This is a genomic window from Bacillus cereus group sp. BfR-BA-01492 (genome assembly GCF_022662815.1).
Lineage (GTDB): Bacteria > Bacillota > Bacilli > Bacillales > Bacillaceae_G > Bacillus_A > Bacillus_A cereus_BD.
The window spans coordinates 81,123-105,943 of the sequence record NZ_JAKUEH010000014.1; the positions used below are offsets into that span (position 1 = coordinate 81,123).

Consider the following 24,821-nt stretch of genomic DNA (forward strand, 5'->3'; position numbering starts at 1 on the left):
GTCATCCCCCACTAACATAAGTTGGTGGGGGATAGTAGGTTATGGAAAAGGATGCGGATGTGGATTTAACTGTTCAAATGTAAGAGACTGATCAACATATCCTAGTTTCATCGGTACAGTCAATACTCTTTCTAGGCCGGTTATACGGGTTAAATGATGACCAAATGTCATCGGTAACATGCCGGGAATTAGTACTTTTACGCAAGATAGCCCGTTTTTTTCTATGAGTGGAACAGTTTGATCAACGACAATAACATCAAGGCCTGCATGATGCAATCGAGTTAAAAGATGGGATAAATCTGATGTTAAATTTTTATTGATAGATTTTAAATGATTCATCTCTTTAAATGTTTGTAGCGACTGATGAGTATCTAATAAAAATTGAAGACGCTCTTCCGCTTCTGGTAATCCATATAGCATACTGTGGTCTTCCATTTTTGTCACAAGATAAGGGTCTTCTAAACATTGTGCATATGTTTTTCGATTTGTTTCAAGATTTTCATCCATAATGAGTAACATACCGGCTAGTTCATGAATTGCACTTTTCACAGCGCGCACAGGATCCATATGAGCGCCACCTGCGCAGACGAGATTCATACCACTTTTCCTCGTATTTTTAGCGATTGCCCATATACTTGGGATGCCGTGTTCCATTGTTGCATTAAATACATGTAATTCATAGCCTGTAATCGCCTGCATTCGAGCCAGCATAAGTTGTAATTCTATATCCTCCGAAGAGCGAAGATCGATGCGCGGTAATGGTAATTGTGCATACCAAGTGAGTAAGAAAGAGTCGCGTTCTATCACTTCTAACATGCCGTGGAAAATAGCTTCTTCTATACTGCCGCCAATCGCGCATCCATTTGAAGTTTCATAGACAAAAGCATCTTTATGTCCTAAGCTGTAATAGGCAAGTGATTCTGGAACTAAAACGGAGCGATTTTGTAATAGTGAGTATCCCCATACCCAATTTTGCGGATGATCAGGATCAAATGGTTTGAATGGGAATCCATCCCGATTATAATGTTCGTCTGTATGTACACCAACTGTAAGAGGATTGATAGCGATATTTTCAAAGTCTCGGTAACTCCCATAAACATTTGTCCGTTTCCCGCGCGGAGCCATTCCACAGTAGCGTTCTAAACCTTCCAAAATTGCGGTTGCTTCGCTTATTTTATATGAATGTGTCCGTCCAGCAACACCTTCATTTCCTAATATTAAAGGCATATTGACAATGACATCAGCAAATGGCAGAAGGGAATGCTGCATTTTGTTATTTAACAGTCCCGTTTTCTGATTTAAATAATCTTTCTTTAAACATATGCTTAAATCGTGTATGGAGCGGCAACGGTAACTTTCGCGGTTCGTTTTCAAACTTGGTTTGAATTGCAAGATAGCAGCTTCTTCAGAATCATTTGGCACCGTCCCGCATACCGGACAGAGAGGGTCTGGAAGAAAAGGATGGCGTGAAGATTGGAACGTTTGTAAGTTCAGGAATATGAGTTCATCTGATAAGGAAGTATGCTTTTCTCGCTGTATGTTCTCGATTTCAGCATGAATAAGATAGGACATGTGTAGCAGACCGATTGGTGTTGCACATATATCCCGCTTTGTCATTTGGTCTGTCTGGAAAGAATATGTTCGTTGTAATTCCCACATCTCTTTTTGATCGAATCCAGCTGTAAATCGCCTTGCATCAGCACATTGGGAACATCCTGGTTGATTCGGTGTAACATAGGGACCGATAATTCCTTCTCCAAATGAAGTGAAGGCGCGAAGCCATGGAATATGAGCGGATCGAAATCGTTCTTCAGCTTGATGATGAATGGAAAGAGGGAATCCATCATGTAGTACAAGGGCGAGACGAGTCTGTTCTGGGATACATTCTTCTAGCGTATGTTGACGAATGATAGGGTAGTGAGCAGACAATTGCTTATCTACATAATCAGCAAGTACGCCATCTCCGACAATTAATAATTGAAAATCTAGCATTCGTCTACCTCCTCTTTTATAACTACGCCGAACACACCGCTTAAACCATCTTTAAGAAATGGTTCGATAGATAAATCAAGAATATATGGATAAAGATCCTGTTCTTTTAATTTCTGTAAAGCATTTTGTAAAGTAGAAAGACTTGGAATGGCTTCTTCTGTTTGGATTTTCATTTTGTATGGCTCTCTATCTAGCATACGGATAGAAGAATCCCATAATATATTAGACCGATAAGGAGCTTCTTCGTTTTGAAAATGGAACAGAGCTTGTTGCAATGCGTTTCTTAATGCCAAAGTTACATTAAAGTGAGCGCTACCGTACCAATTATGATGTGCTTGAACCCAAATGACAGGAAAGCCATATAAATCTTCAGCCATCCCAATTGTAGGCTCTTCGCATGCGATGCGAAGAGCATCGAAATAAAAGCGGCACTGTTTATCAGTAATCTCAGTAAGCTCTAAGGGGGTCATTTCTTCCGGTTTGCTTTTTTGCCTCATACATAATTGATGTGAAAAATAATGCTGAAATGCGCGGTGGATACCTTCTGTCATCGTTTCTCCAGCTCCAATTCCAATAAACTCTTCTTGCTCAGGAAGGAGAAAGTCAATCATTTTGGAGACATATGTTTCAATTCCAGTTAGACCTGCTGAGCGGCGCGCTTCATCATGAGTGAATCCATTACAAATAATGGGAGGGAGGGGTGTTGTTGGTCCTTCTGATAATGGATCTGCGATTTGAATATAGCACTGTGACAAAGGAAGTTGCTGTAAGTCATCTTCTTCCCACATATGAAAAATACCGGACGTTCTGGAAGTTAGCTTGTCAAAAAAGTGAAAAAGTTCATGGGAATGATTGCGCTCGGCATCTTGTTCTAGTTTCTCATCGATCTCTGTTAAAAGTTCGAACGTCACACAATTGCTCGTTGTAAGGGGATGTTTAACGAAAGAATGCCAATTTCCTTCAAGTGTCTCTAAATCGAGTAAAAAGAATTGATCGTTTGTTTCTCGAGTTGAAGCGCCAGTAATCTCTTTAAATAGCTCAAAAACAATTACATTTGCTAGCATCGCACCAGCGGTAGGAGAGAAGGAACCTTCCCATTCGTTTGGATGAAGAGCTGTTTCATGAATGCGATGCCATGCAGATTCCCAACATTGATTACAGTCAGAAGTGATGATGGGACCGACTAAGCCGACTTTTTCTAAATAAATAGCAGGGATAAAGTTTTTCTTCTCTTCTCGGCAAATAGAATCGAGTAGACGCAGTTTATCGATATTCCCATTTTGAGATACATATACAATCCAATCAAAAGGTTCGAAAGCTTCTGCTAAGGAACAATCTATCGTCGTATCGATTTCCTGAATAGAGATATCTGGATCAGCTGATTGTGCTTCTTGGATGAGTTCGTCTAGTCTCGCCAAGTTTGTTGCATCTCGATCTGTAATTACGTAATGAAACGTAGGTAAACCAGATGTTAGTAAAGAAGCAACTAGTGAGATAAACATAGGGCCAGATCCAATTGCTAACACGTTTGCTTGCCGATACGTTTGAAAATGTAAGGTGCCAGAGGGAGACGACGCTTCTAAAAATTCAATTTGTGATGCATATCTTTCTAAAAGTGTATCATCTAATTGATGCGGAGCATTTTGACTAACGTCGCGAACAAAACCATTTGTATATAAAAGCTCACCAATTTCAAATACTCTCTTTTGATAAGGAAGAGGGAGTCCGTTCGTTAGTTCTTCCAGTGTATGTTTACCGTTAAACATCGGCATTAATTTTTCAATCCATTCGTAGATGCCATCTCCTTGCATCCGAAATGAGCTGGCATTATTTCGAAAATAGACACCTCCGTCTCGGTCGGGGAGGAAAAAGGTATCTTGATTCATTTTTAGCTTTGCAGAAGGCGGGAAATTACTCATTACATTACCTCCTAATTATCTCATGTTTAGGCATACATTATGAGTGTATGTATAATAAATTGTCCGTTATGAGTGCGGAAAGAATGGAGATTGCTAAATAAAAAACCAGATGAAAGATTGTCCTCTTTCATCTGGTTTCTATCATCTAGAAAGTCTATCAACCTTCTAATAATAATGATTTTGGATCTTCGAGCATTTCTTTTACTGCTACAAGGAAGCTAACTGCTTCTTTACCGTCGACAATACGGTGGTCATAAGATAAAGCAATGTACATCATTGGACGGTTTTCCATGCGTTCATTATCAATTGCAACTGGTCTTACTTGAATTTTGTGCATTCCAAGAATACCGACTTGTGGAGCATTCAAAATTGGTGTTGACATAAGGGAACCGAATACACCGCCGTTTGTAATTGTGAATGTGCCACCTTGTAGTTCTTTTAATGTAAGTTTATTATCGCGAGCTTTTTTACCTAGGTCACGAATATCTCTTTCAATTTCAGCGAAGTTTAATTTATCTGCATCGCGTACAACTGGAACAACTAATCCATCTGGAGCAGCTACAGCGATACCGATGTCATAGAATTTTTTAACAACAAGCTCGTCGCCTTGAATTTCAGCATTTAATAGTGGGAATTGTTTTAATGCTGCAACAACTGCTTTTGTAAAGAATGACATGAAGCCAAGACGAACATCATGTTTTTTCTCAAATGCTTCTTTGCGTTCTTTACGCAATTCCATAATCGCAGTCATATCAACTTCGTTAAATGTTGTTAACATAGCAGATGTTTGCTGAACTTCAACAAGTCGTTTTGCAATTGTTTGACGGCGGCGGGACATTTTTACACGCTCAACTGGCTTGTCAAACTCAGTTGTTACAGCTGGTTTTGGACTTGTTTTTTCTTGTTTTGGTTCTGCTTTTGGAGCTGCAGCATGTGCTTGTACATCATGTGGTCTCACGCGGCCAAGTGGATCCGTACTGCGCACTTCATTTAAATCGATACCTAATTCACGTGCCATTTTTCGAGCAGCAGGTGATGCGATAGGGCGGTCTGTATTTGGAAGACCTTGTAATGCTGTTTGACTTGGCACATCACTTGGAGCCTCAGCTTTTGGAGCTACTGGAGCTTCTTCTTTTGGTTGTTCTGGAGCAGCTGGTGTACTTGCTGCAGCCGTACCATTTTCATCTAAAATTGCAATGACGTCGCCAATTTCAACTGTATCTCCCGGCTCTCCTAATAGTTTTGATACAATACCTGAATCTTCTGCAATGATTTCAACATTGACTTTATCAGTTTCTAGCTCAACAACGCTGCCACCTTTTTCAACTTTGTCGCCTACGTTGATTAGCCATTGTGAAATAGTTCCTTCTGTAATAGATTCTGCAAGCTCAGGTACTTTAATTTCGATCATTTTAAATGTCCTCCCCTTATTTGCCTAACGGTGTGTTTTCTTTTTTTGGTAATCTCCAAGTTTTTCAGCTTACTGAGGTAGACGAAACGCTACCTCAGTAAGCCAGAAATTACTTTCTCTTTCAGTTACTATACACTTCTATTTCTTGTTTATCTTGGCGAAAGTTATATTTAGTATCTAAAGCATGAGCAATAATTAGTTCTTGCTCAGCTTTGTGCGCATGTGGATCGCCGCCAGATGGGCTAGAGCGGTCTGGGCGTCCAATATATCCTGTTTTCAATTTGTCGCCAGCAAGTTCGAATAAGATTGGCGCCATGTAATGCCATGCACCCATATTGCGAGGTTCTTCTTGAACCCAAACGATTTCTTCTAAGTTTTTAAAGCGTTTTATAATGGATTGAACTTTTTCAGCAGGGAATGGGTACAATTGTTCAATGCGAACGATATGAAGTTCATCTAAATTGTACTCATGTTTGCCAGATTCAATCTCAGCTGCTAAATCAATTGCCATCTTACCAGTCGTAAAGATAAGGCGTTTTACTTTCGTTGGTTTTGTACCAAGTTTTTCTTGTTCTAGTGCAGGTTGGAAACGTCCTTCGCTTAGTTCGCTACTTGTAGAAGCTGTAAGCGGATGACGCAATAAACTTTTTGGCGTCATAATCACTAATGGACGAACTGCTTCTGTACCAAGAATAGAAGCTTGACGGCGCAAGATATGGAAATATTGTGCCGCACTTGTTAAGTTTGCAACAGTCCAGTTATTTTCTGCAGCTAATTGTAAGAAACGTTCTGGACGTGCACTAGAGTGCTCTGGTCCTTGCCCTTCATAACCATGTGGGAGAAGGAGAACAAGACCTGATTTTTGGCCCCATTTTGCTCTACCAGATGAAACATATTGGTCAAATAATGCTTGAGCCGTATTTGCGAAATCACCGTATTGCGCTTCCCACATCACAAGAGTTTCTGGAGCAAACACATTATAACCATATTCGAAACCAACAACAGCAGCCTCTGATAACGGACTGTTATGAACAGAGAAAGATGCGTTAATATTTGGTAAACGGTGCAGCGGTGAATATGTTTCATTTGTTTCTGTATCATGTAGTACAATATGACGTTGTGCAAATGTACCACGTTGTGAATCTTGACCAGTTAAACGAATTGGTGTTCCTTCTTGTAAAATGGAAGCAAACGCTAATGATTCAGCAAGTGCCCATTCCACTTTACCGCCTTTCTCTAAAGCAGTTCGGCGGCGTTCTAAAATTTTCTTCACTTTCGGATAAACGTTAAAGCCTTCTGGCCAAGATAAGAGCCCTTCATTAATCGCACGAAGTGTTTCCAGTGGAAGACTAGTGTCAATTGATTGAATACCTCTTGCGACTACATCTGGAACTTTCACATGTACCGTTGCTTCACTTGTATCAGCAGGTGGCACTTGTGCATATTCCGCTTTTAATTGCTCTTGTGTAAATTGCGTAATTGTTTCTACTTCATCAGAGCTTAAAACACTTTCTGCTTTCAATTGTTCCGCATAAATGGCTCTGACAGTTGGATGGTTTTTAATCTTCTTATAAACTTGCGGTTGTGTAACAGCTGGGTCATCCATCTCGTTATGACCGTAGCGGCGATAACCGATTAAGTCGATTAAAATATCTTTTTTGAAACGTATGCGATATTGAATTGCAAGGTTTGCAGCTGCCAGACAAGCTTCAGGGTCATCTGCATTTACGTGAACAATTGGAATATCGAAACCTTTTGCAAGGTCACTTGAATATCTTGTAGAACGAGAATCATAACTATCTGTTGTAAAACCAATCGTATTATTTGCGATAATATGAATGGTTCCACCAGTTTGATAAGCGTTCAATCTGCTTAAGTTCAATGTTTCAGATACAATACCTTGACCAGGGAAAGCGGCATCTCCATGAACTAAAATGACGAAAGATTTTGAACGATCTTGCTCAGGATAACCAGCTTTTTTACGATTTTCTTGAGCCGCACGTGCGTAGCCTTCTACAACAGGATTGACGAATTCAAGGTGACTCGGGTTGTTTGCTAATGTAACACGTGTATGAACTGTTTCATTACCAACAACTTGTTCGCGACCTAAATGGTATTTCACGTCTCCTGTCCAGCCAGCATGATGATTCGTTTTATCGTCAGATTGAATCGTTGCATGTTTAAACTCAGCAAACATGTGACTATATGGTTTTTCTAATACGTGAGCGAGAACACTTAGACGGCCGCGGTGAGCCATACCAATCATGACATCTTCAACGCCAGCTTTTGCACCTTCAGCAATCATTTCATCTAATACAGGTACAAGCATATCGACGCCTTCTATAGAGAAACGTTTTTGCCCAACGAATGTTTTATGCAAGAATTGCTCGAAACCTTCAACGGCTGTTAAGCGTTTTAAGAGAGCAGTTCGTTTTTGATTTGATAATGGTTGACGCAAGGAATTTGATTCCACCATTTGATGCAACCATGTACGTTCTTCGCTATCTTGTATATGAGAGAATTCATAGGCTAAGGATTTTGTATACACATCTTTTAATCTATGAATTGCATCAAGAGCTGTGTGAACATCATTTGGCGCATCTGGCCATACTGTTTTTGCTGGAATCGCTTTCAAATCTGCATCGTTTAATTCGCGCATCATTGTCTCAATGAGAGATTGTCCATCATGCGGCTCTTCCATTGGATTAATATGGGCTGATAGATGACCGAATGAACGGATATTCTCGACAACTTGCACAGCTTTCAAAATTGTTTCAATGTTTCCTGTACTTTGAGGAGAAAAATTTGTTTCTTTGTTGTCCCCTGTTACGACATCCACTTGGAACGTAGGAGCTCCGAACGTTTCAAAAAGCTCTTGTAATTCCGGATCAACAGAACCTTCATTCGTCATATAACGATCATACTGTTCAATAACATAGCCAAGGTTCGGACCATGGAATTTGGCCCAAGGGTTTGTCGCTGTATTCTTCCTCGTCATTTGTTTAAACCTCCCAATGCATATATTCCTTTCTTCATGTGAAAAGGATGCATTTCACTCTTTTCATAATTGATGAACCAGTAATGAATGTAAATGTTAACTTTACTCTTATGTTATTACAATAATTTACATAATACCAAACATTATTACTTATCCGTTTTGTAAAAAAACATTCACAATTACTTATCACCTAAGTTAATCTTTCATGTTATAAATTAATTTTAAGGAAAAAATAGGTGATTTCATCTGATACGCCTGTATTTCAAACAAGTAGTATTACGATGAAATACAAAAAAAATTGTTAGAATTTTTGGTCGAAGTATCGTTTGTATTATGTATATTAGAATAATAAGCGCTTACAAAGATATTATACAACAATATAACAGAATATAGTATAAAAAATAAAAAATTATGAATTTATCGTAAACTTTATTTCGATAGTGTTAAATAATGAAAGAAAAAAGGAAGTATTTGATTATAAAGGGTGATTATAAATTGAAAATGGCGTATAAATCGTTTGTTTTTGCAAAAATAGCAAAAAATCCTGAAAAGCCATTGCTCATTTTATTTGTAAATGATAAGAAATGAAATATTTTAAAAAGATAAAAGGCATATAGCCATATTAATTTTTCTTATGACAAAGGAATGAATATAACGAACATTTATTATGCTTATCATTCCATTTTGAATGGAAAATAATCATGATGACAGATAGAGATAGATGAACAAATGTAATTCTTTGATCTCATCTCAAGATTCAGAGAGAAGCAAGGAAGATAGGTAGGAGCCTTACCTTCACTTTTATCGGCATGAACGATTCGTACGATCTTGCTTCCATTTGTGATTTGTGCCAAAACATATTAAAGTGAAAGGGAGAAAGGTGAATGAGATAAATGCAATAAATGCAAGCTATGTATGTTTTAGGATTAGGTGCACTTTTAATGTTAGCGGTGTATTTCTTCGTTCGGAAGGATATACAAGGCAATACATTGACAAAGCGAGGATTTTATAAATTAATCGGTTGCTTAGTTGTGATGTTTATTGGAATTATCGTTATGATTGTATTAATTAGTAAGCAATTGTAAAACAAAAACCCTATTTTTGGTTATCAATCAAAAATAGGGTTTTTGTTTTGGTGATCATTCTTTATAAAAGAGATGGATTGCGGAAGGTTTCAAGGAAATGGAGGGCGACTTTGGAAAGGGAACGATTTTTTAACCAAATCACTGCGGAGTCAGATGTAATAGTCGAATCTTCAATATTCAGCACTTTTATTCCAGTTAAAGGAAGCGAAATGAGAGTTGATTTTGGGAGTAATGTACACCCAATGCCGGATCGAACGAGTGAAAGAAGCATAGCAGCATCCGGACAATCGCAAATGATATTTGGTTTTAAGCCATGCTTTTGAAAGCTTTCCAGTACCTTTTCGTAAAGACCGAACCCTTTTATCCGTTGGAGTAGCATAAGAGGTAACTTGGCGAGTTCTTTCATAGAAATCATTGACCGGTTATCTGCCTTATCATTCGGCATGACAGCAACAAATTGATCTGTAGGTAACGACAGGGAAGCGAAGTCTTCCATCTCTAATGGAAGGCGGACAATCGCGAGTTCAATTTCGCGATTTTTTATAAGTTGTGCTAAGCGAAATGAATCTCCTTCCTGCAAATGAAATGTCACGAGCGGATATGTTTCATGGAAGGAACGTAGTCTGTCTGGAATATAAGAGAAAGCGGATTTAACAGAACCAATCGATAAGGTTCCTTTGAGACCACTTCCAACTTCTTTTACTTCAGTAATAGTTTCATGGAAGTGATTAAGAATCTCCTTTGTCTTTTTAAATAAAACATGTCCAGCTTCAGTAAGTTCTAGTTTTCGTCCATTTCTTTCTAGTAATTGAACGCCGAGTTCTTGTTCTAGCAATTTCAATTGCTGACTTAATGGAGGCTGTGCCATATGAAGTCTTTTAGCTGCCCGGGTGATTTGTCCTTCTTGTGCAATTGTATAGAAATAACGAAGTTGTCTAATATCCATACTGATTCCCTCCCATAGATCACTATATTTTTTTCGTATGGAATGCAAATTTTTTTAGTATTTTTCATCTATGATATCACGTGATAGAGTAATAATGTAATGAATTTTCTGATTAATTAGAAATTTAAAAGTGAGGAATTGTGTAATGCGCACAGAAGTAGAAAGGGAAAAGGAGAGACGAAAGAATGGATAAATTCGCAGAAGCAAAGAAAAAATTGAGAGGTTCGATCGCTCCAATTATTACACCATTTGACGAGAGCGGCGCAATTGATTTTCAAACACTTGAAAACTTAATTCATTGGCATATTGAAAGCGGGAGCCATGGTATTTCTGTTACAGGTACAACGGGAGAACCAAGCTCTTTAAAGATCGAGGAACGTGTAAAGGTAATGAAAACGGCGGTAAAGGCAATTAATGGCCGAGTTCCTTTCGCGCCGGGGACGGGATCTACCAATCATGAAGAAACATTGTATTTGACAAAAAAGGCACAAGAAATTGGAGCGGATGCAGCGCTTGTTATTGTGCCTTATTATAATAAACCATCGCAGCACGCATTGTACAAACATTTTAAAACTGTCGCGGATTCTGTTGATATTCCGATTATTATTTATAACATTCCAGGAAGAACAGCTGTAAATCTACAAGTAGAAACGATTGCAAAGTTAAATCAAGATTGTCCAAATATTATTGGAATAAAAGAGTCGAATAAAGATTTTGAACATATTAATCGCGTTCTCTTACATTGTGGAAGAGATTTTCTCTTGTTCTCTGGTATTGAATTGCTTTGTTATCCAATGTTAGCGATTGGTGGCGCGGGGCATATTAGTGCTACTGCGAACGTTGCTCCAAAACAAGTTGCAGAAGTCTATAATGCGTGGAATGAAGGAGATATAAAACGTGCATTAAATCTTCATTATGAACTTATGCCACTCAATGATGTGTTATTTAAAGATACAAATCCAGCTCCTGTAAAAGCGGCGCTCGGTATGATGGGGAAAATTAAGCCGGTACTTCGTTTACCAATGGATGTTCCATCACAAGAATTGCAAGATGAAATTCGGGACGTCTTAAAGAACTATGTAGAATTACCAGAAAGTATTGTATCTAGATAAGGACATAGCCCCTTTAAAGTCATACAGATTTTAAGGGGCATCATTCAAAAAATTGTAGGAGGGAAGAATGTGCATATAGAAGCGAAGGATATACAAAAAGATAAAGCCCATAAGCAAATAGAACAGGTAGATTTATATATTGATGGAGAATTTAGAAAAGCGCAGTCTGGAAAAGTATTTGTAAATATGAATCCGTTTACAAACAAGGAGATTAATCGAATAGCTGAAGGAGATAGAGTTGATATCAATCTGGCAGTTGCTGCAGCGAAAGCCGCTTTTGAAAAAGGGTCATGGGGCAAGATGAAAGTAGAAGAGAGAATGAAATATATCAATCGAATTGCGGATTTAATTGATGAGGAAATAGAAGAAATCGCATATTTGGAAGCACTAGATACGGGGCTTCCTATTAGTCAAACGAGAAAAATGACATCGCGTGCAGCAGAAAACTTTCGTTTCTATGCAAGAATGGTACAAACGAAATTACACGGTGAATCATATCCGGTAAACAAAGAATTTATTAATTACACTGTCTACCATCCAATTGGGGTTGTTGGCCTCATCACCCCATGGAATGCCCCGTTCATGTTAGAAACTTGGAAAGTAGCTCCAGCATTAGCTACCGGGAATACAGTTGTTTTAAAACCGGCTGAATTATCTCCTTTAACGGCTAACAAACTGGCTGAAATAATTCATAAAGCAGAAGTGCCAAATGGCGTCTTTAACGTCGTTCATGGCTTTGGGGAAACAGCGGGTGCCTCTCTTGTCGCTCATAAAGATGTGAAAGCTATATCATTCACAGGTGAAACAACGACAGGTTCAATCATTATGAAAAATGCGGCTGATACGTTAAAGAAAACTTCAATGGAACTAGGTGGTAAATCTCCTCTTATCGTCTTTGAAGATGCAGATTTAGAGCGCGCTTTAGATGCGGCTGTGTGGGGCATTTTCTCATTTAATGGAGAACGCTGTACCGCTAATTCTCGCTTATTACTGCACAAAAATATTAAAGATCAATTTATTGAAAAATTAAAAGAACGTGTTGGCTATATTACAATCGGCGATCCGATGGACCCTAAGACAGAACTTGGTCCGTTAATTGAAAAACAGCATTTTCAAAAGGTACAAAAGTATATTGAGATCGCAAAAGAAGAAGGGTGTGAAGTGATACAAGGAGTTGTTCCCGAATCGGTGCAAGCGGGTAACTTTGTGCCGCCAACTTTATTATTACATGCAAAAAATGAGATGCGAGTATGCCAAGAAGAAATATTTGGTCCTGTTATGGCTGTTATGGAATTTGAAACGGAAGAAGAAGCGATTGCAATTGCTAATGATGTAAGGTACGGACTTGCTGGTTATGTTTGGACAAATGATATGAAGAGAGGTCATCGACTTGCGCAGTCCATTGAAGCGGGCATGTTATGGGTGAACGCTCAAAATGTACGCGATCTTCGAATTCCGTTTGGCGGAGCAAAAGATAGCGGGATCGGAAGAGAAGGTGGGCACTATGCCATTTTCGAGTTTTATACGGAACCAAAGGTTATCCATGTTGCAATCGGAGATCATCATATTCCGAAGTTTGGCACAAAGAAATAATAAGCTGCAGATGAAAGTATAAAAACAATAGTTTCATGAAAGGGGAGAGTGAAATGCCAGCAAAAACAGGAAAAGAATATATCGAAAGAGTAAATCAAGCAAATGCCAATGTATGGATTGACGGGAAGAGAGTAGAAGGAAACATCTCAGAACATCCTGCTTTTAAAGGGGTAATGAAAACGCAAGCTGAGTTATATGATATGCAACACGATCCTGAGAAAGCAGAGTATATGACATATACTTCTCCAACTTCAGGAGAGCGTGTCGGCACTTCCTTTTTGCAGCCAAAAACAAAAGAAGACTTAGCAAAGCGCCGCAAAATGATTCAAGAGTGGGCAAAATACAACGGCGGTATGATGGGGCGCTCTCCAGATTATATTAACGCCGGAATGATGGCTTACGGATCGGCTGCTGAAATGTTTGGAAAACAAGATGCGTTTTATGCGAAAAATATGGCGGAGTATTACGAGTATTGTCGAGAGAATGATTTATCTTTAACACATACATTAATTCAGCCGCAAGTGAATCGTGCGGTTAATGCATCGCAATTATCCGATCCTTATATTGCTGCGCGCATTGTAGAAAAAACATCAGAAGGCGTAGTCATTCGCGGAGCGCGTTTACTTGCAACGCAAGGAGGAATTACCGATGAAATTATGGTGTTTCCTTCGACTCTTTTAAAACAATCCGAAGAGGAAAATCCATATGCATATGCCTTTTCAATTCCAAATCATACACCGGGATTAAAGTTTATTTGCCGTGAATCATTTGATTACGGAAAGTCTCATTTTGATCATCCGCTTGGATCGAGATTTGAAGAAATGGATACGATTGTCGTATTTGACGATGTCGTAGTGCCTTGGAATCGAGTGTTTGCTTTAGGGGATGTTGGCGTTTGTAATCAAGCTTACAACGAAAGTAATGCGGTTGTTCATATGACGCATCAAGTTGTCTCAAAAAATATTGCAAAAACGGAATTTGTATTAGGAATTTTACAGCTCATGGTAGAAACGATTAATATCGGCCAGTTTCAACATGTACAAGAAAAGATGTCGGAAGTCATTATGGCGCTTGAAACAGTGAAAGCATACGTAACGGCAGCAGAAGCAAATGCGAAGCTGGATAAGTGGGGCATTATGACACCGGACTTTACACCATTAAATGTTGCGCGCCACTACTATCCAAAAATTTACCCAAGATTTAGTGAAATTATGCAACTACTTGGAGCAAGCGGCTTAATGGCAATTCCATCCGAATCAGATTTTCAATCGGAATTACGCCCGGATTTAGATAAATATTTACAAGCGGCAAATGGGGATGCATATAATCGTGTGAAATTATATCGACTAGCTTGGGATGTTTGTATGAGTGCATTTGGCACGAGACAGACATTGTATGAACGCTTCTTTTTTGGAGATCCAGTTAGAATGGCGAGCGCGCTATATAATGGCTACGATAAGCAAGTATATGTAGACCGCGTAAAAGAATTTTTAAATCGCTCGGAAGAGTTAATCGAAAAAGTATAAAAATGTGGAGGTGCACCAAATGGAGTTTAATATTATTCGCATTGCAAGAACAATTCTAAATGTGAAAGATTTGGATCGTTCGCGAGAATTTTATGTAAACGCTTTAGGGTTTATCGAGACGGAATGTGATGAGGAGCATATTTATTTAAGAGGGTTAGAAGAACACGTTCATCATAGCTTAGTATTGAAAAAATCAGAGCAGTTAGGTGTTCATGCACTTGGCTATAAAGTGAAGAGTGAAGCAGATTTAGATAAACTAGCAGCATTTTTTCAATCAAAAGGATTAAAAACAAAGTGGAAAGAAGAAGGAACACAATATGCACTGGGCAGGGCATTACATGTTCATGATATATCAGGAATGCCCCTTGAATTCTTCTGTAAGATGAAGGGTGCTGAGCGTATGATTCAGCGTTATGATCAATATCGTGGAGCAAGAATTCAGCGTATTGATCATGTAAACTGCGCTGTGCCAGATGTAGAGAAAGCTTACGACTTCTTTGTCAATGAACTTGGCTTTGCATGTTCTGAATATACAGCAACAGAAGATGATCGCGTATGGGCTGCTTGGCTTCACCGGAAGCAAACGGTACACGACCAAGCATTTATGAATGGAGAAGGACCACGCCTTCATCATATTGGCTTTTGGTTACCAGATCCATTAGCACTTATTCATTGTTGCGATGTCCTTGCATCACTTGGCTATGGTGAAAATATGGAAAGAGGACCTGGACGCCACGGATTATCGAATGCATTCTTCCTGTATTTACGAGACCCAGATGGATACCGAATTGAGCTGTATAACGGAGATTATTTAACAAGTGATCCAGATTTCAATCCAGTGCGCTGGGATTTAAATGATCCAAGACGCCAAACGTTCTGGGGGCATAAAGCACCGGATAGCTGGTTTAATGAAACATCTCCATTTTTAGATATCGAAACAGGGGAAAGAATACAAGAGGCAAGTCCAACGTTAGAACAGAGAAAACCAGATTTTGTGTTATAGATTATTAGAATAGTTTGTGAAAATGATAGGTGAGGTGATAAGGTGAAGACGCTGTATATGCAACACCCCATTTCTAAAACGTTGCGAGAAGAAACAGAGGAATGTGTCCTTGCACTTGGCTTCTTTGATGGCGTTCATATTGGTCATAGAAAGCTCATTAAAACAGCAAAAGAGATTGCCAAACAAAAGAAGATCACATTTGCTGTTATGACATTTTACCCACATCCAAAGGAAGTTGTGAATCCTTCTGATGGCCCGATAAAATATTTAACACCTTTGAAAGTGAAAGAAGAGCGTTTTAAAAATATGGGTGTTGAAAAATTAATCGTAGTCAAGTTTGATCCAATATTCGCCCGCCTATCTGATCAAGAGTTTGTGGAAACATATATTATCGGATTTTGCTGCAAACATGTTGTCGCCGGATTTGATTATCATTACGGATATAAAGGGCAAGGCAATATGCAGCTATTAAAAGAACAAGGGAAGAACAAATTTGAAGTTACCACGATTCCAAAAATAGAACACCATCATCATAAAATTAGTTCAACTGCTATTCGAAAACTACTTTCCCATGGAGCAACACATGATATTCCGAATTATCTCGGTGATTATTATGAAACAAGGGGAATTGTACAGAAATCCTCCGTTTTTTACGAAACGTATAGATTTATTGAAGTGTTCGTAGAGCCAGATTATATGCTACCAGTACCTGGTGTTTATCATATTACAGTAGAAATTAATCAAATTTTTTATAAGGGAGTATGTCAACAAATAAAAGAACAGCATCTTCTCCTTCAGTTATCCAATTGCCCCATGGATGTATTAAATAAACAGATAAAAGTAAAATGGACCCAATCTATTTTTGAAAATGCAAATGTATATGATATCAATCGGTATGTTTTACTAGATCACTTAGCGATATAGAGAGCCTTACGCCCTTAAAATAGCGGGATAAAATTGAATAAAGGATGAGGTGGGTTTTATATGATAAAATCCAAAAATATAAATTACGAGGAGATTGCAAATTCAGAAAAATTTAAAGCGTTATTGCGCGAGAGAAAAAGATTTACAGTTTCCGTGACAGTCTTTTTCATTTGTTTTGCGCTACTTTTACCGATTTTAACATTGGATACAAATCTATTCACAAAGCCAGCGATTGGTTCTATATCATGGGCCTGGGTATATGCCTTTGCTCAGTTTGGCATGACCATTGTCATTTGTCATCTATATGTAAAAAAGGCAGCTTACTTTGATGCATTAGCCGAGCAAGTGTTAAGGGACGAGGCAGAGGGGAGAAAAGTAGATGGATTATAAAGTGGTAGTAATGTTTGGATTCATTGTAATTATGACGCTTGTTATTACCTATCATGCCTCGAAAAAAACAAGTAATGCTCATTCTTTTTATACAGCTGGAGGGGGACTAAAGGGATGGCAAAATGGTTTTGCAATTGCCGGTGATTTTATGTCAGCCTCTTCTTTTTTAGGTCTTATTGGTGCGATTTCCCTTCTTGGATATGACGGATATTTCTTAATGTATGGTGCGCTTGTATCGTATTTAGTCGTTTTACTCCTAGTAGCCGAACCGCTTCGCAATCTAGGAAAATATACATTAGCAGATATGATTACAGAGCGTTTTCAAAATAAAAAAGTGCGCGGTGTTACGGCATTTAATGCCCTTACCATTTCTGTTTTTTACATGCTTGCACAGCTTGTCGCAGCGGGGGCGCTATTTAAATTACTAATAAACATTCAATATGAAATATCTGTCGTTATTGTAGGGCTTGTTATGCTTGTATTTGTTATTTTTGGTGGTATGACAGCGACGAGCTGGGTGCAAATTACGAAAGCATTTTTATTATTAGGCGGGACATTGCTCATTTTTATCATGGTAATGAGCAAATTTGATTTTAATGTTTTTCGTATTTTTGAAGAAATGAAAACAGCAACGCCCCTTCAAGAGGCTTACTTACATCCAGGTGCAAAATATACAAATGGATTAGATGCCTTTTCTTTAACGCTTGGCTTGATTCTTGGTACAGCTGGGCTTCCTCATGTTTTAAGCCGCTTTTTAACCGTTCCAAATGCAAAAGTAGCGAGAAAATCTGTTGCTTATTCCATTTGGATCATTGGCTTATTTTATATTATGGTCATCTTTTTAGGATTTGCTGCTGCAAAATTCGTTGGAGCTACAGAGATTATGAAAGCGAATCCAGCTGGAAATATGGCGGCACCATTGCTAGCCAAAATATTAGGCGGTGACATGCTATTTGCTGTTATATCAGCCGTCTCCTTTGCTACCATTCTTGCTGTCGTAGCGGGAATTGTTGTCACAGGGGCAACCGCATTCTCTCATGATTTTTATAATGAAATTATTCGAGAAGGAAAAGCGACTGAAAAGGAGCAGCTTCGCATGGCGCGATTTGCTTCGATTGGCATTACAGTTTTCTCTATTATATTGGCATTGTTTGTTCAAAAAATGAATGTCGCCTTTCTTTCCTCATTAGCATTAACAGTTGCAGCAAGCTCTAATTTGCCTGTCATTTTATTCACTGTGTATTGGAAGCGTTTTAATATGGCAGGAGCCATTACAGGAATGCTCGTAGGTTTACTTGGCAGTATGATTCTCGTTGCGCTTAGTCCGAGTGTATGGAGTCCGAAAGTAGGAGAAGCACTTTTTGTAGGAGAACCGTTATTTCCATTGTCTTCCCCAGGCATTGTCTCCATTCCGTTAGGATTTCTTGGAGCTTATATAGGTACAATTTTATTTGCGAAAAGAAGTAAGACGGGTAATTTTGAAGAAATATTGGTGAAGTCGAATACAGGAAGCGATGTGAAAGGTATTAGTCATCATTCAGTGAAATGAGGGAGGAAAATATGAGGAAAATACAGTTTAAATGTTATGGTCGATCTCAAATAGAAGAAGCGGAGCTACATGCAACAGAAGATGTTGTCATATGGAACGGAAAAGAGTATGAAAGTCACGAGCTTGCATTGGATATTCCAACTTCAGGAAATATTTACGGGACATTGCTCAATTATAAAGGAGCACTTGCCGCATTAGGAAATTCGGTACATGAATTGCCATATAAACAAGCGCCAATGGCTCCCATTTTATATATCAAACCGATAAACACAATGATTGCCCGGGGAATGCCGATTCCGTTACCGAGTGAAGAAAAGGAGTTAGAAGTTGGGGCAGCACTAGGAATTGTCATCGGAAAAAGGGCGACGAAAGTAAGGGAAGAAGAAGCGTTAAAATATATGCAAGGATATACGATTGTAAATGACATCAGCATACCTCATGAAAGCGTGTATCGCCCAGCGATTAAGCAAAAAGCACGCGATGGATTTTGTCCAGTTGGCCCATGGGTGATCGAGAAAGGGGCTATTCAAAACCCAAATGATGTAACCATTCAAGTATATGTGAACGGCATATTGCGGCAAGAAAATCATACGAAACACTTAATTAGACCAGTGGAACGACTCATCGCAGATGTAACAGAATTTATGACGTTATATGAAGGAGATATACTGCTTGTTGGTGTCCCGGAAAATCCACCACTCGTAAAAAATGGAGACCGCATTCGAATTGAAATCGAAGGAATTGGCAGCTTAGAAAATCAAGTCGTTTTAGAAAAAGAACTTGTGAGAGGAGGAGTACGATGAAACGAGCGCGCATCGCATATGCTGGCGGGATTTACTACGCAACTGAAGTAGATGGCAAATTGCAATTAGATGATGGGCGAATGCTAGTAGAAGAGGAAGTAACATGGCTCCCGCCAGTTGAGCCGCGAACAGTATTTGCTCTCGGCTTAAATTACGCAGATCACGCAAAAGAGTTATCATTTAACGCGCCAACAGAACCGCTCGTCTTCTTAAAGGGACCTAACACATTCATCGGTCACCGTGGTCAAACATATCGCCCAGAAGATGTAACATATATGCATTATGAGTGCGAGCTAGCTGTTGTTATGGGAAAAACAGCTCGAGGCGTTAAGAAAGAAGAGGCATACGATTACGTCGCTGGCTATACAGTAGCGAATGACTATGCAATACGGGATTATTTAGAAAATTATTATCGTCCAAATTTGAGAGTGAAAAACCGCGATACATGTACGCCAATCGGTCCATGGATTGTCGATGCATCCGACATTGACGACCCGATGAACTTAACGCTCCGTACATATGTGAATGGCGAGCTGACGCAAGAAGGAACAACGAAAGATATGATCTTTTCCATCCGGGACTTAATTGCCTACTTAAGTAGCTTTATGACATTAAGTAAAGGAGACATCATTTTAACAGGTACGCCAAAAGGATCTGTCGATACGAAAGTAGGAGACGAAGTCATTACCGAAATTGAAGGAATAGGCCGTCTGATCAATACCATTGTTGGGGAAGAAACGTTTTCTAAACAATAGGAAGCAAAAGAGTAGCGAACAGAACGGCTACTCTTATTCTAGTAATCTATAAAAAGAAAGGGGCCTTACGTCCATGCCACATTTTATAGTCGAGTATACGAATAATATAAAAGAAGAAGCGAATATGAAAGAACTATTAAAAAAAGTAAACAATATCCTTATCTCACGAAGTGACATCTTCCCAACAGGAGGGATTCGTTCAAGAGCAATCGAATTACAAGATTACTATATTGCTGACGGACAAGAAGAGGATGCATTCGTCCATGCGACGCTCAAAATCGGAGCCGGGCGAACCACACAAGACAAAACAGAAACATGCAACCGCCTATTCAACATGATGAAAGAACACTTCGCAGACCTCGCTGCCAAACGCTACTTCGCCTTATCCATGGAACTAGCAGAATTTAGCGAAGCAGGAACGTATAAGTGGAATAATATACATGAGCGGTTTCGGAGGAAAGAGAAGAAATAACAAACGATTATATCATCTTATAAAATATAAGGCTTACTGTTTAAAAATGGACAGTAAGCCTTATATATTTTTGCTATGTGTATATTAAGTCATAAAAGGTAATGGTAGTACCTTTTTATGACCGCTGTATAAAATTCTTCTATATGATTTACAATCTTTTGTAGGAAATGTAGGGGGCTTATGATCATTCACTTAAGGATATTCAGAATATAATTCTTAATATTATGTATTTTCTGGATAAAATTAAATAAGAAGTATTTAATGTGGCATTTTTTGTTAATATTAAGGTGCATAATTCTGTAATAAGGAGGATTTATATGTCCGTAATCGTGAGGAATGACAGAGTGACAAAACTATTGAACGATTGGTATGTCGAAATTCGTTCAAGACATATCGCGAAAGCTCATAGTATGAAGGAACAGATTGATAGTTTGATTCAAGAACTAAAAGAAGAGAAACAGGAGTCATTGCAGAATCAGGATTTATTACTTTATTATTCTCTGCTGGATTTTCGATATAATTATTTAATAGACAATATGAGTATATCGAAAGATAGTTTTAATCAAGTCGAATCTTTTGGAACACCAACAGATGAACATTTATCTTATTATTATCATTTCTTTAAAGCAATCTATATGAGTGTTACAGGTAGTTATACTGAAGCGAGAGAACACTTTGATAAGGCAGAAGTCCTTTTAAAACATATTCCGGATGAGTTAGAAGAAGCTGAGTTTCATTATAAATTAGGCTCATTTTATTATGATATATATAAAGGACTTTTATCAGTTAAACATGTTACTAAGGCAAAAGATATTTACCTTAAATTTACTGGTTATGAAACAAATATTGCTTTCTGTGAAAACATGTTAGGGTTGGCTTGTACTCATTTGAAAGAGTGGGAATTAGCTGAAGAACATTTTACAACTGCAATGGATCAATTTCAAAAAAACAATGAAGAATATTATATTTTAATGGTTCGACATAATATAGGGTTATTATATGCAAGTCAAAACCTCTCAAGTCTAGCTATTCGATATTTATCTGAAGTAAATCTAAAAACATCAGGAAATTATCGAGCAATTTTTATTGAAGCACAAGAACATTTCAAGCTTAAAGAATATGAAATGGCAGAGGAACTGATTCAAAAAGGGTTACAAATTTGTAATGCATTGGAACATGAGGAATATCAACATCGTTTTATGATTTTGGATGCTAGGAACAAAAATGTTTCTGCTGAAGAGCTTGAAAAAATTGTATTGGCAGGAAATGAGTATTTTGAAAGAGAAGAATTATATACGTATATGCATGAATCTCTGGAGGCTTTAGCGATTAAGTTCTATAAAGAGGATAACCACACAAAAGCAAGTAAGTATTTTTATTTAAGTACACAAGCAAGAAAGAAAGTATTTGATAAGGGGGCACTAAAATGAAGAAAATGATAGGTAGTATAATGGGAAGTATGATGGTGTTAACTTTAACGTTCGGGATACACACATTAGCAGAAAAACCGCAATATGCAGACGGTAATCATCATAAAATGATGTTGATTCAATATGCAGATGGGAATCATCATTAATATTTGTATACGTAAAAATATATAAATAGAAGTGTAGGTCTTCTAAAAAAAACGGAGACCTCCTTCGATAACTTCGGGTCTAAAACGTTAAATAGAGCTGACTTCGTGTAGAAGTCAGCTACTTAAATTATTACAATTCCTTATTTTCTCCTTTTTTAAATTCTTTTTGTTTATCTAGCCAAATATGAATTAAGTCTACCAATTCAATCGTTTCTATTTCACAAAATTCTCCCTTACCATCTTCAGCTAAATTGTCTAGGACAGTAGTTGTATCTTTCCGAATTTCTAAACCGCAAATGTTGCCATTTACTACTACGTAATCTTCTTTTTCATTTAAAACACTATGTATTTCTTCTAAAATCCAATCTCCAAAAGCAGAAACTTCAACGCCTAAAAAAGTTTCAATAAGTTTAATTTCCTGAGGAAGCCTCATAACTAATTTTCCATTGGTAAGTAATTCAAAATTATATTTATACTTCATTTCTATTGTACGCCTTTCAATTTATTAAAAATAGGGGGTATTCTTTTGGAAAAGCAGAGATAATTTTCTCCTTCAGAATCCCCGCTCCCTTTAGCGAACTGATGGGGATGGATTGATAGTTTTTCTTCGGCTTGTCTAAAATCTGGCGTATCAAATCTAGACCGAAAACCACCTCCACCAGCAAAAGCAAATCGGTCTTTCAATGGTAACTGATTTGAAACAGATGAGATACCTTCTGAGAGTAACCAATCTATAGAGAGAAAGGCGACTTTCTGTTCAAAATTGAACGAAAGTCGCCTTTTTTGTTTTACATATGTTTTATGATCTGAAAAGCGGAACTTTTTCAGTGGCCACCATAATTGCCACTTTCTTTTTGTGTTATAGTTTGTAAAATAATAAACAACGAATTAACCAGTATGTCCATGTGTGTATGCAATGATTTCAACGGTTTGTTGAACATCTAATGAAGAAGATGCTCCGAAGGTTAAAGTTAAAACTGTCAAAACTCCAAGTAAACTTAATACTGTTTTTTTCATTTTAATGCTCCTTTTTTAAAATTTTTATCTTTAGCTTTGCTGACTGTATAAAAATATTTGCTGGCTTTTGAGTGATTGTCTTCTTGATAGAATTTTAATGCTAACTTTTCAGCATATTCTTCCACATACTCATATAATTCTTCTTTTTCGAAATAGGATAATCCTTCTACAACAATTTTTTCTAAATCTTCTGTAGAGGCATTATCGTTCAGTAGTTTTAAAATTGTAAAATGATGTATATAGCCTTTATTACATAAATTATTACAAATATTTAATCCTTTTTCAATTAAATTTGAAGCAATATTTGTTTCTCCTAGTTTGAAATGCTCTCTAGCTTGAATGAAAATGGCCTTGTAATCAGTTGTTAACTTTTGATTGACTTCAGATAGATAGCGGATAGCTAGAGTAGAAAGGTTTTGGTTTGCATACATTAAACCGAGATTGTGACGCACAATTAAAATATAAGAGTCTTGTTTTTCTTTTTGGAATGTATCTATTGCAGAAAGAAAATGTTCCTCTGCCAATTCATACTCTTTTAAATGGGTACATGCTAGTCCATATAGATTATTACAAAAAGCAACTTTCAATTCATATCCTTTGTGACTAGAGAACACTTCTTTAGCTTTCGTTAAATAATTAATAGTAAGAAGATACTTTTGAGTGTGACAATAGAAAATGGCTAATTCATAATAGAATTCAGCTTTTTCAATTTCATCTGGTATATGTTTTAAAAGTTCTTCAGCTTTTTCGTAGTGCATTTTAGCAATAGTGTGACTGCCAGTTATATTTGAATGAATTGCCTTAAAAAAGTGGTAATAATATGCTAAGAAGTTATCTGCCGGTATTGCAAAAGAATCATTTTGTTTAAAGCTATCTTTAGAGATGCTTAAGCTATCGACCAAATATTGATATCTAAAATTAAGAAGAGAATAGTATATGAATAGGTTTTGGTCTTCCTCAATAGTTTGGATGTTAGTATTAATCTCTTCTTTTAATTTGTGTGCATTCTCTATTCTTCGAGCACGAATCTCTACATACCAATCATTTAATAACTGTGTGATTTGCTCATTCCCCTTTAATGAAGCGTTCATAGAATCCTCCCCATCCCTAATATATGTAATTTTCAATAATTATATAACATAATCTGGATAAAGAAGAGGATATCAGAATATTTATCAAAAATATTATAAATATTCCGTACTTTCTTCTTCAAGTAAATATTGGAGTGCTTCTTCGGAAAATGTATCTTGATGAAATGTTGCTGCTAAGAACTGATAAACCGGATCTTCTGGATTTTTTTAAAATCGCATATATTTCTTTCCTCCTGCCGTTTTACCTTTACGTAGGGTGTCACATTAGCAAAAAGTATTGTGAAGTTCGTTATCCATTTTCTCAAAGTCTTTAGCTACCGAATGAATGCTATTGACCGCTTGTTGAAAGGTGTGGAAAATTGTTTTGTCAAATCAAACATTTGTTGATTTGTTTCTTGGGCTTGTGAGTTAACAGATAGCATAGTACGTTTTTCCTTTTTAATAGACTTATTTGTCGCACTTTGGGTAGTATCCGAAGCCTTTCTCATTTGAGTAGCAATTTGTTGTGCCACTTGAAAATTACTTTGAAATTGTCCCGTAGCTAAAACCTGGAGTTAGTATAGTCATATGGACACAACTTAGTTAAGTCCTTACAATGGATTTCAAGGAGGAAGTGTCCGTATGGCAAACAAGAAATTTAATGCAGAATTTAAAAAGAT

The 24,821-nt window shown here is 37.6% G+C and carries 21 protein-coding genes and 2 pseudogenes; 13 read left to right on the forward strand and 10 right to left on the reverse strand.

What is annotated here, in order from left to right; translation table 11 throughout:
* Positions 1–39: 39 nt before the first annotated feature.
* The 4 genes from MR063_RS16645 to MR063_RS16660 all read right to left on the reverse strand — a co-directional run bounded on the left by MR063_RS16645 (position 40) and on the right by MR063_RS16660 (position 8,320).
* Positions 40–1,992 carry a TOMM precursor leader peptide-binding protein gene (locus MR063_RS16645; RefSeq protein ID WP_242199738.1) on the reverse strand — a complete coding sequence of 651 codons (1,953 nt, stop codon included), beginning with the start codon at positions 1,990–1,992 and terminating at the stop codon, positions 40–42.
* Positions 1,986–3,911, reverse strand: a complete 1,926-nt coding sequence (locus MR063_RS16650; RefSeq protein ID WP_242199743.1) for a putative thiazole-containing bacteriocin maturation protein — start codon at positions 3,909–3,911, stop codon at positions 1,986–1,988. Before MR063_RS16650 ends, MR063_RS16645 begins: the two co-directional genes overlap by 7 nt.
* Before the next feature lie 157 nt (positions 3,912–4,068).
* Positions 4,069–5,322: a 2-oxoglutarate dehydrogenase complex dihydrolipoyllysine-residue succinyltransferase gene (gene odhB / locus MR063_RS16655; RefSeq protein WP_242199746.1), complete on the reverse strand. Its 1,254-nt coding sequence runs from the start codon at positions 5,320–5,322 to the stop codon at positions 4,069–4,071.
* A 121-nt stretch (positions 5,323–5,443) separates the two neighbouring features.
* The gene (locus MR063_RS16660) at positions 5,444–8,320 is read right to left on the reverse strand and encodes a 2-oxoglutarate dehydrogenase E1 component (RefSeq protein ID WP_242199748.1); all 2,877 of its coding nucleotides are present in this window, start codon (positions 8,318–8,320) and stop codon (positions 5,444–5,446) included.
* 902 nt (positions 8,321–9,222) lie between these two features.
* On the opposite strand from MR063_RS16660, the gene MR063_RS16665 reads away from it, so the two are divergent.
* The gene (locus tag MR063_RS16665) at positions 9,223–9,405 is read left to right on the forward strand and encodes a DUF3976 domain-containing protein (RefSeq protein ID WP_242199751.1); all 183 of its coding nucleotides are present in this window, start codon (positions 9,223–9,225) and stop codon (positions 9,403–9,405) included.
* A gap of 61 nt (positions 9,406–9,466) precedes the next feature.
* Here MR063_RS16665 and MR063_RS16670 read toward each other — a convergent pair whose 3' ends face one another.
* Positions 9,467–10,351: a LysR family transcriptional regulator gene (locus MR063_RS16670; RefSeq protein ID WP_242199763.1), complete on the reverse strand. Its 885-nt coding sequence runs from the start codon at positions 10,349–10,351 to the stop codon at positions 9,467–9,469.
* Between the two features lie 185 nt (positions 10,352–10,536).
* On the opposite strand from MR063_RS16670, the gene hpaI reads away from it, so the two are divergent.
* The 12 genes from hpaI to MR063_RS16730 all read left to right on the forward strand — a co-directional run bounded on the left by hpaI (position 10,537) and on the right by MR063_RS16730 (position 22,054).
* A complete protein-coding gene (gene hpaI, locus MR063_RS16675; RefSeq protein WP_242199765.1) occupies positions 10,537–11,463 on the forward strand; it encodes a 2,4-dihydroxyhept-2-ene-1,7-dioic acid aldolase in 927 nt (308 codons plus the stop codon).
* A 75-nt stretch (positions 11,464–11,538) separates the two neighbouring features.
* On the forward strand, positions 11,539–13,056 hold the full coding sequence (gene hpaE / locus MR063_RS16680) for a 5-carboxymethyl-2-hydroxymuconate semialdehyde dehydrogenase (protein ID WP_242199874.1): 1,518 nt from the start codon (positions 11,539–11,541) through the stop codon (positions 13,054–13,056).
* A 53-nt stretch (positions 13,057–13,109) separates the two neighbouring features.
* Positions 13,110–14,582: a 4-hydroxyphenylacetate 3-monooxygenase, oxygenase component gene (gene hpaB, locus MR063_RS16685; RefSeq protein WP_242142412.1), complete on the forward strand. Its 1,473-nt coding sequence runs from the start codon at positions 13,110–13,112 to the stop codon at positions 14,580–14,582.
* A gap of 19 nt (positions 14,583–14,601) precedes the next feature.
* Positions 14,602–15,585 carry a 3,4-dihydroxyphenylacetate 2,3-dioxygenase gene (hpaD, locus tag MR063_RS16690; protein ID WP_087094625.1) on the forward strand — a complete coding sequence of 328 codons (984 nt, stop codon included), beginning with the start codon at positions 14,602–14,604 and terminating at the stop codon, positions 15,583–15,585.
* Between the two features lie 42 nt (positions 15,586–15,627).
* Positions 15,628–16,509, forward strand: coding sequence for an FAD synthetase family protein (locus MR063_RS16695; RefSeq protein ID WP_242199768.1), 882 nt, complete (start codon positions 15,628–15,630; stop codon positions 16,507–16,509).
* 60 nt (positions 16,510–16,569) lie between these two features.
* A complete protein-coding gene (locus MR063_RS16700; RefSeq protein ID WP_242199781.1) occupies positions 16,570–16,899 on the forward strand; it encodes a DUF485 domain-containing protein in 330 nt (109 codons plus the stop codon).
* Positions 16,889–18,448 carry a solute symporter family protein gene (locus tag MR063_RS16705; RefSeq protein WP_242199784.1) on the forward strand — a complete coding sequence of 520 codons (1,560 nt, stop codon included), beginning with the start codon at positions 16,889–16,891 and terminating at the stop codon, positions 18,446–18,448. Before MR063_RS16700 ends, MR063_RS16705 begins: the two co-directional genes overlap by 11 nt.
* 11 nt (positions 18,449–18,459) lie before the next feature.
* The gene (locus MR063_RS16710) at positions 18,460–19,251 is read left to right on the forward strand and encodes a fumarylacetoacetate hydrolase family protein (protein ID WP_242199791.1); all 792 of its coding nucleotides are present in this window, start codon (positions 18,460–18,462) and stop codon (positions 19,249–19,251) included.
* On the forward strand, positions 19,248–20,006 hold the full coding sequence (locus MR063_RS16715) for a fumarylacetoacetate hydrolase family protein (RefSeq protein ID WP_242199839.1): 759 nt from the start codon (positions 19,248–19,250) through the stop codon (positions 20,004–20,006). The genes MR063_RS16710 and MR063_RS16715 overlap by 4 nt, the downstream gene beginning before the upstream one ends.
* A gap of 73 nt (positions 20,007–20,079) precedes the next feature.
* Complete coding sequence (locus MR063_RS16720) at positions 20,080–20,478, forward strand: 5-carboxymethyl-2-hydroxymuconate Delta-isomerase (RefSeq protein WP_242199841.1); 399 nt, start codon at positions 20,080–20,082, stop codon at positions 20,476–20,478.
* 317 nt (positions 20,479–20,795) lie between these two features.
* Complete coding sequence (locus MR063_RS16725; protein ID WP_242199851.1) at positions 20,796–21,908, forward strand: response regulator aspartate phosphatase; 1,113 nt, start codon at positions 20,796–20,798, stop codon at positions 21,906–21,908.
* Positions 21,905–22,054, forward strand: a complete 150-nt coding sequence (locus tag MR063_RS16730; protein ID WP_242199853.1) for a hypothetical protein — start codon at positions 21,905–21,907, stop codon at positions 22,052–22,054. Before MR063_RS16725 ends, MR063_RS16730 begins: the two co-directional genes overlap by 4 nt.
* A 130-nt stretch (positions 22,055–22,184) precedes the next feature.
* Here MR063_RS16730 and MR063_RS16735 read toward each other — a convergent pair whose 3' ends face one another.
* From MR063_RS16735 to MR063_RS16745, 5 genes and pseudogenes are all read right to left on the reverse strand, one after another.
* Complete coding sequence (locus MR063_RS16735; protein ID WP_242199855.1) at positions 22,185–22,535, reverse strand: hypothetical protein; 351 nt, start codon at positions 22,533–22,535, stop codon at positions 22,185–22,187.
* 407 nt (positions 22,536–22,942) lie between these two features.
* Positions 22,943–23,071 (reverse strand): hypothetical protein, encoded by a 129-nt coding sequence (locus MR063_RS21850; protein ID WP_256941452.1) that lies wholly within the window; start codon positions 23,069–23,071, stop codon positions 22,943–22,945.
* Positions 23,068–24,162: a Rap family tetratricopeptide repeat protein gene (locus tag MR063_RS16740; RefSeq protein ID WP_242199863.1), complete on the reverse strand. Its 1,095-nt coding sequence runs from the start codon at positions 24,160–24,162 to the stop codon at positions 23,068–23,070. Before MR063_RS16740 ends, MR063_RS21850 begins: the two co-directional genes overlap by 4 nt.
* Before the next feature lie 96 nt (positions 24,163–24,258).
* A pseudogene (locus MR063_RS22215) lies at positions 24,259–24,369 on the reverse strand (hypothetical protein); the annotation flags it as partial.
* A 57-nt stretch (positions 24,370–24,426) separates the two neighbouring features.
* A pseudogene (locus MR063_RS16745) lies at positions 24,427–24,698 on the reverse strand (TIGR04197 family type VII secretion effector); the annotation flags it as partial.
* Positions 24,699–24,821 lie beyond the last annotated feature (123 nt).

What these genes read in the sequence shown, in the direction of transcription:
- MR063_RS16735 (WP_242199855.1), bottom strand. Translation starts at nt 22,535, where the DNA reads ATGAAGTATAAATATAATTTTGAATTACTTACCAATGGAAAATTAGTT.
- MR063_RS16670 (WP_242199763.1), bottom strand. Translation starts at nt 10,351, where the DNA reads ATGGATATTAGACAACTTCGTTATTTCTATACAATTGCACAAGAAGGA.
- MR063_RS16700 (WP_242199781.1), top strand. Translation starts at nt 16,570, where the DNA reads ATGATAAAATCCAAAAATATAAATTACGAGGAGATTGCAAATTCAGAA.
- MR063_RS16720 (WP_242199841.1), top strand. Translation starts at nt 20,080, where the DNA reads ATGCCACATTTTATAGTCGAGTATACGAATAATATAAAAGAAGAAGCG.
- hpaD (WP_087094625.1), top strand. Translation starts at nt 14,602, where the DNA reads ATGGAGTTTAATATTATTCGCATTGCAAGAACAATTCTAAATGTGAAA.
- odhB (WP_242199746.1), bottom strand. Translation starts at nt 5,322, where the DNA reads ATGATCGAAATTAAAGTACCTGAGCTTGCAGAATCTATTACAGAAGGA.
- hpaI (WP_242199765.1), top strand. Translation starts at nt 10,537, where the DNA reads ATGGATAAATTCGCAGAAGCAAAGAAAAAATTGAGAGGTTCGATCGCT.
- MR063_RS16650 (WP_242199743.1), bottom strand. Translation starts at nt 3,911, where the DNA reads ATGAGTAATTTCCCGCCTTCTGCAAAGCTAAAAATGAATCAAGATACC.
- MR063_RS21850 (WP_256941452.1), bottom strand. Translation starts at nt 23,071, where the DNA reads ATGAAAAAAACAGTATTAAGTTTACTTGGAGTTTTGACAGTTTTAACT.
- MR063_RS16730 (WP_242199853.1), top strand. Translation starts at nt 21,905, where the DNA reads ATGAAGAAAATGATAGGTAGTATAATGGGAAGTATGATGGTGTTAACT.
- MR063_RS16725 (WP_242199851.1), top strand. Translation starts at nt 20,796, where the DNA reads ATGTCCGTAATCGTGAGGAATGACAGAGTGACAAAACTATTGAACGAT.
- MR063_RS16705 (WP_242199784.1), top strand. Translation starts at nt 16,889, where the DNA reads ATGGATTATAAAGTGGTAGTAATGTTTGGATTCATTGTAATTATGACG.
- MR063_RS16660 (WP_242199748.1), bottom strand. Translation starts at nt 8,320, where the DNA reads ATGACGAGGAAGAATACAGCGACAAACCCTTGGGCCAAATTCCATGGT.
- MR063_RS16740 (WP_242199863.1), bottom strand. Translation starts at nt 24,162, where the DNA reads ATGAACGCTTCATTAAAGGGGAATGAGCAAATCACACAGTTATTAAAT.
- MR063_RS16665 (WP_242199751.1), top strand. Translation starts at nt 9,223, where the DNA reads ATGCAAGCTATGTATGTTTTAGGATTAGGTGCACTTTTAATGTTAGCG.
- MR063_RS16710 (WP_242199791.1), top strand. Translation starts at nt 18,460, where the DNA reads ATGAGGAAAATACAGTTTAAATGTTATGGTCGATCTCAAATAGAAGAA.
- hpaB (WP_242142412.1), top strand. Translation starts at nt 13,110, where the DNA reads ATGCCAGCAAAAACAGGAAAAGAATATATCGAAAGAGTAAATCAAGCA.
- MR063_RS16645 (WP_242199738.1), bottom strand. Translation starts at nt 1,992, where the DNA reads ATGCTAGATTTTCAATTATTAATTGTCGGAGATGGCGTACTTGCTGAT.
- MR063_RS16715 (WP_242199839.1), top strand. Translation starts at nt 19,248, where the DNA reads ATGAAACGAGCGCGCATCGCATATGCTGGCGGGATTTACTACGCAACT.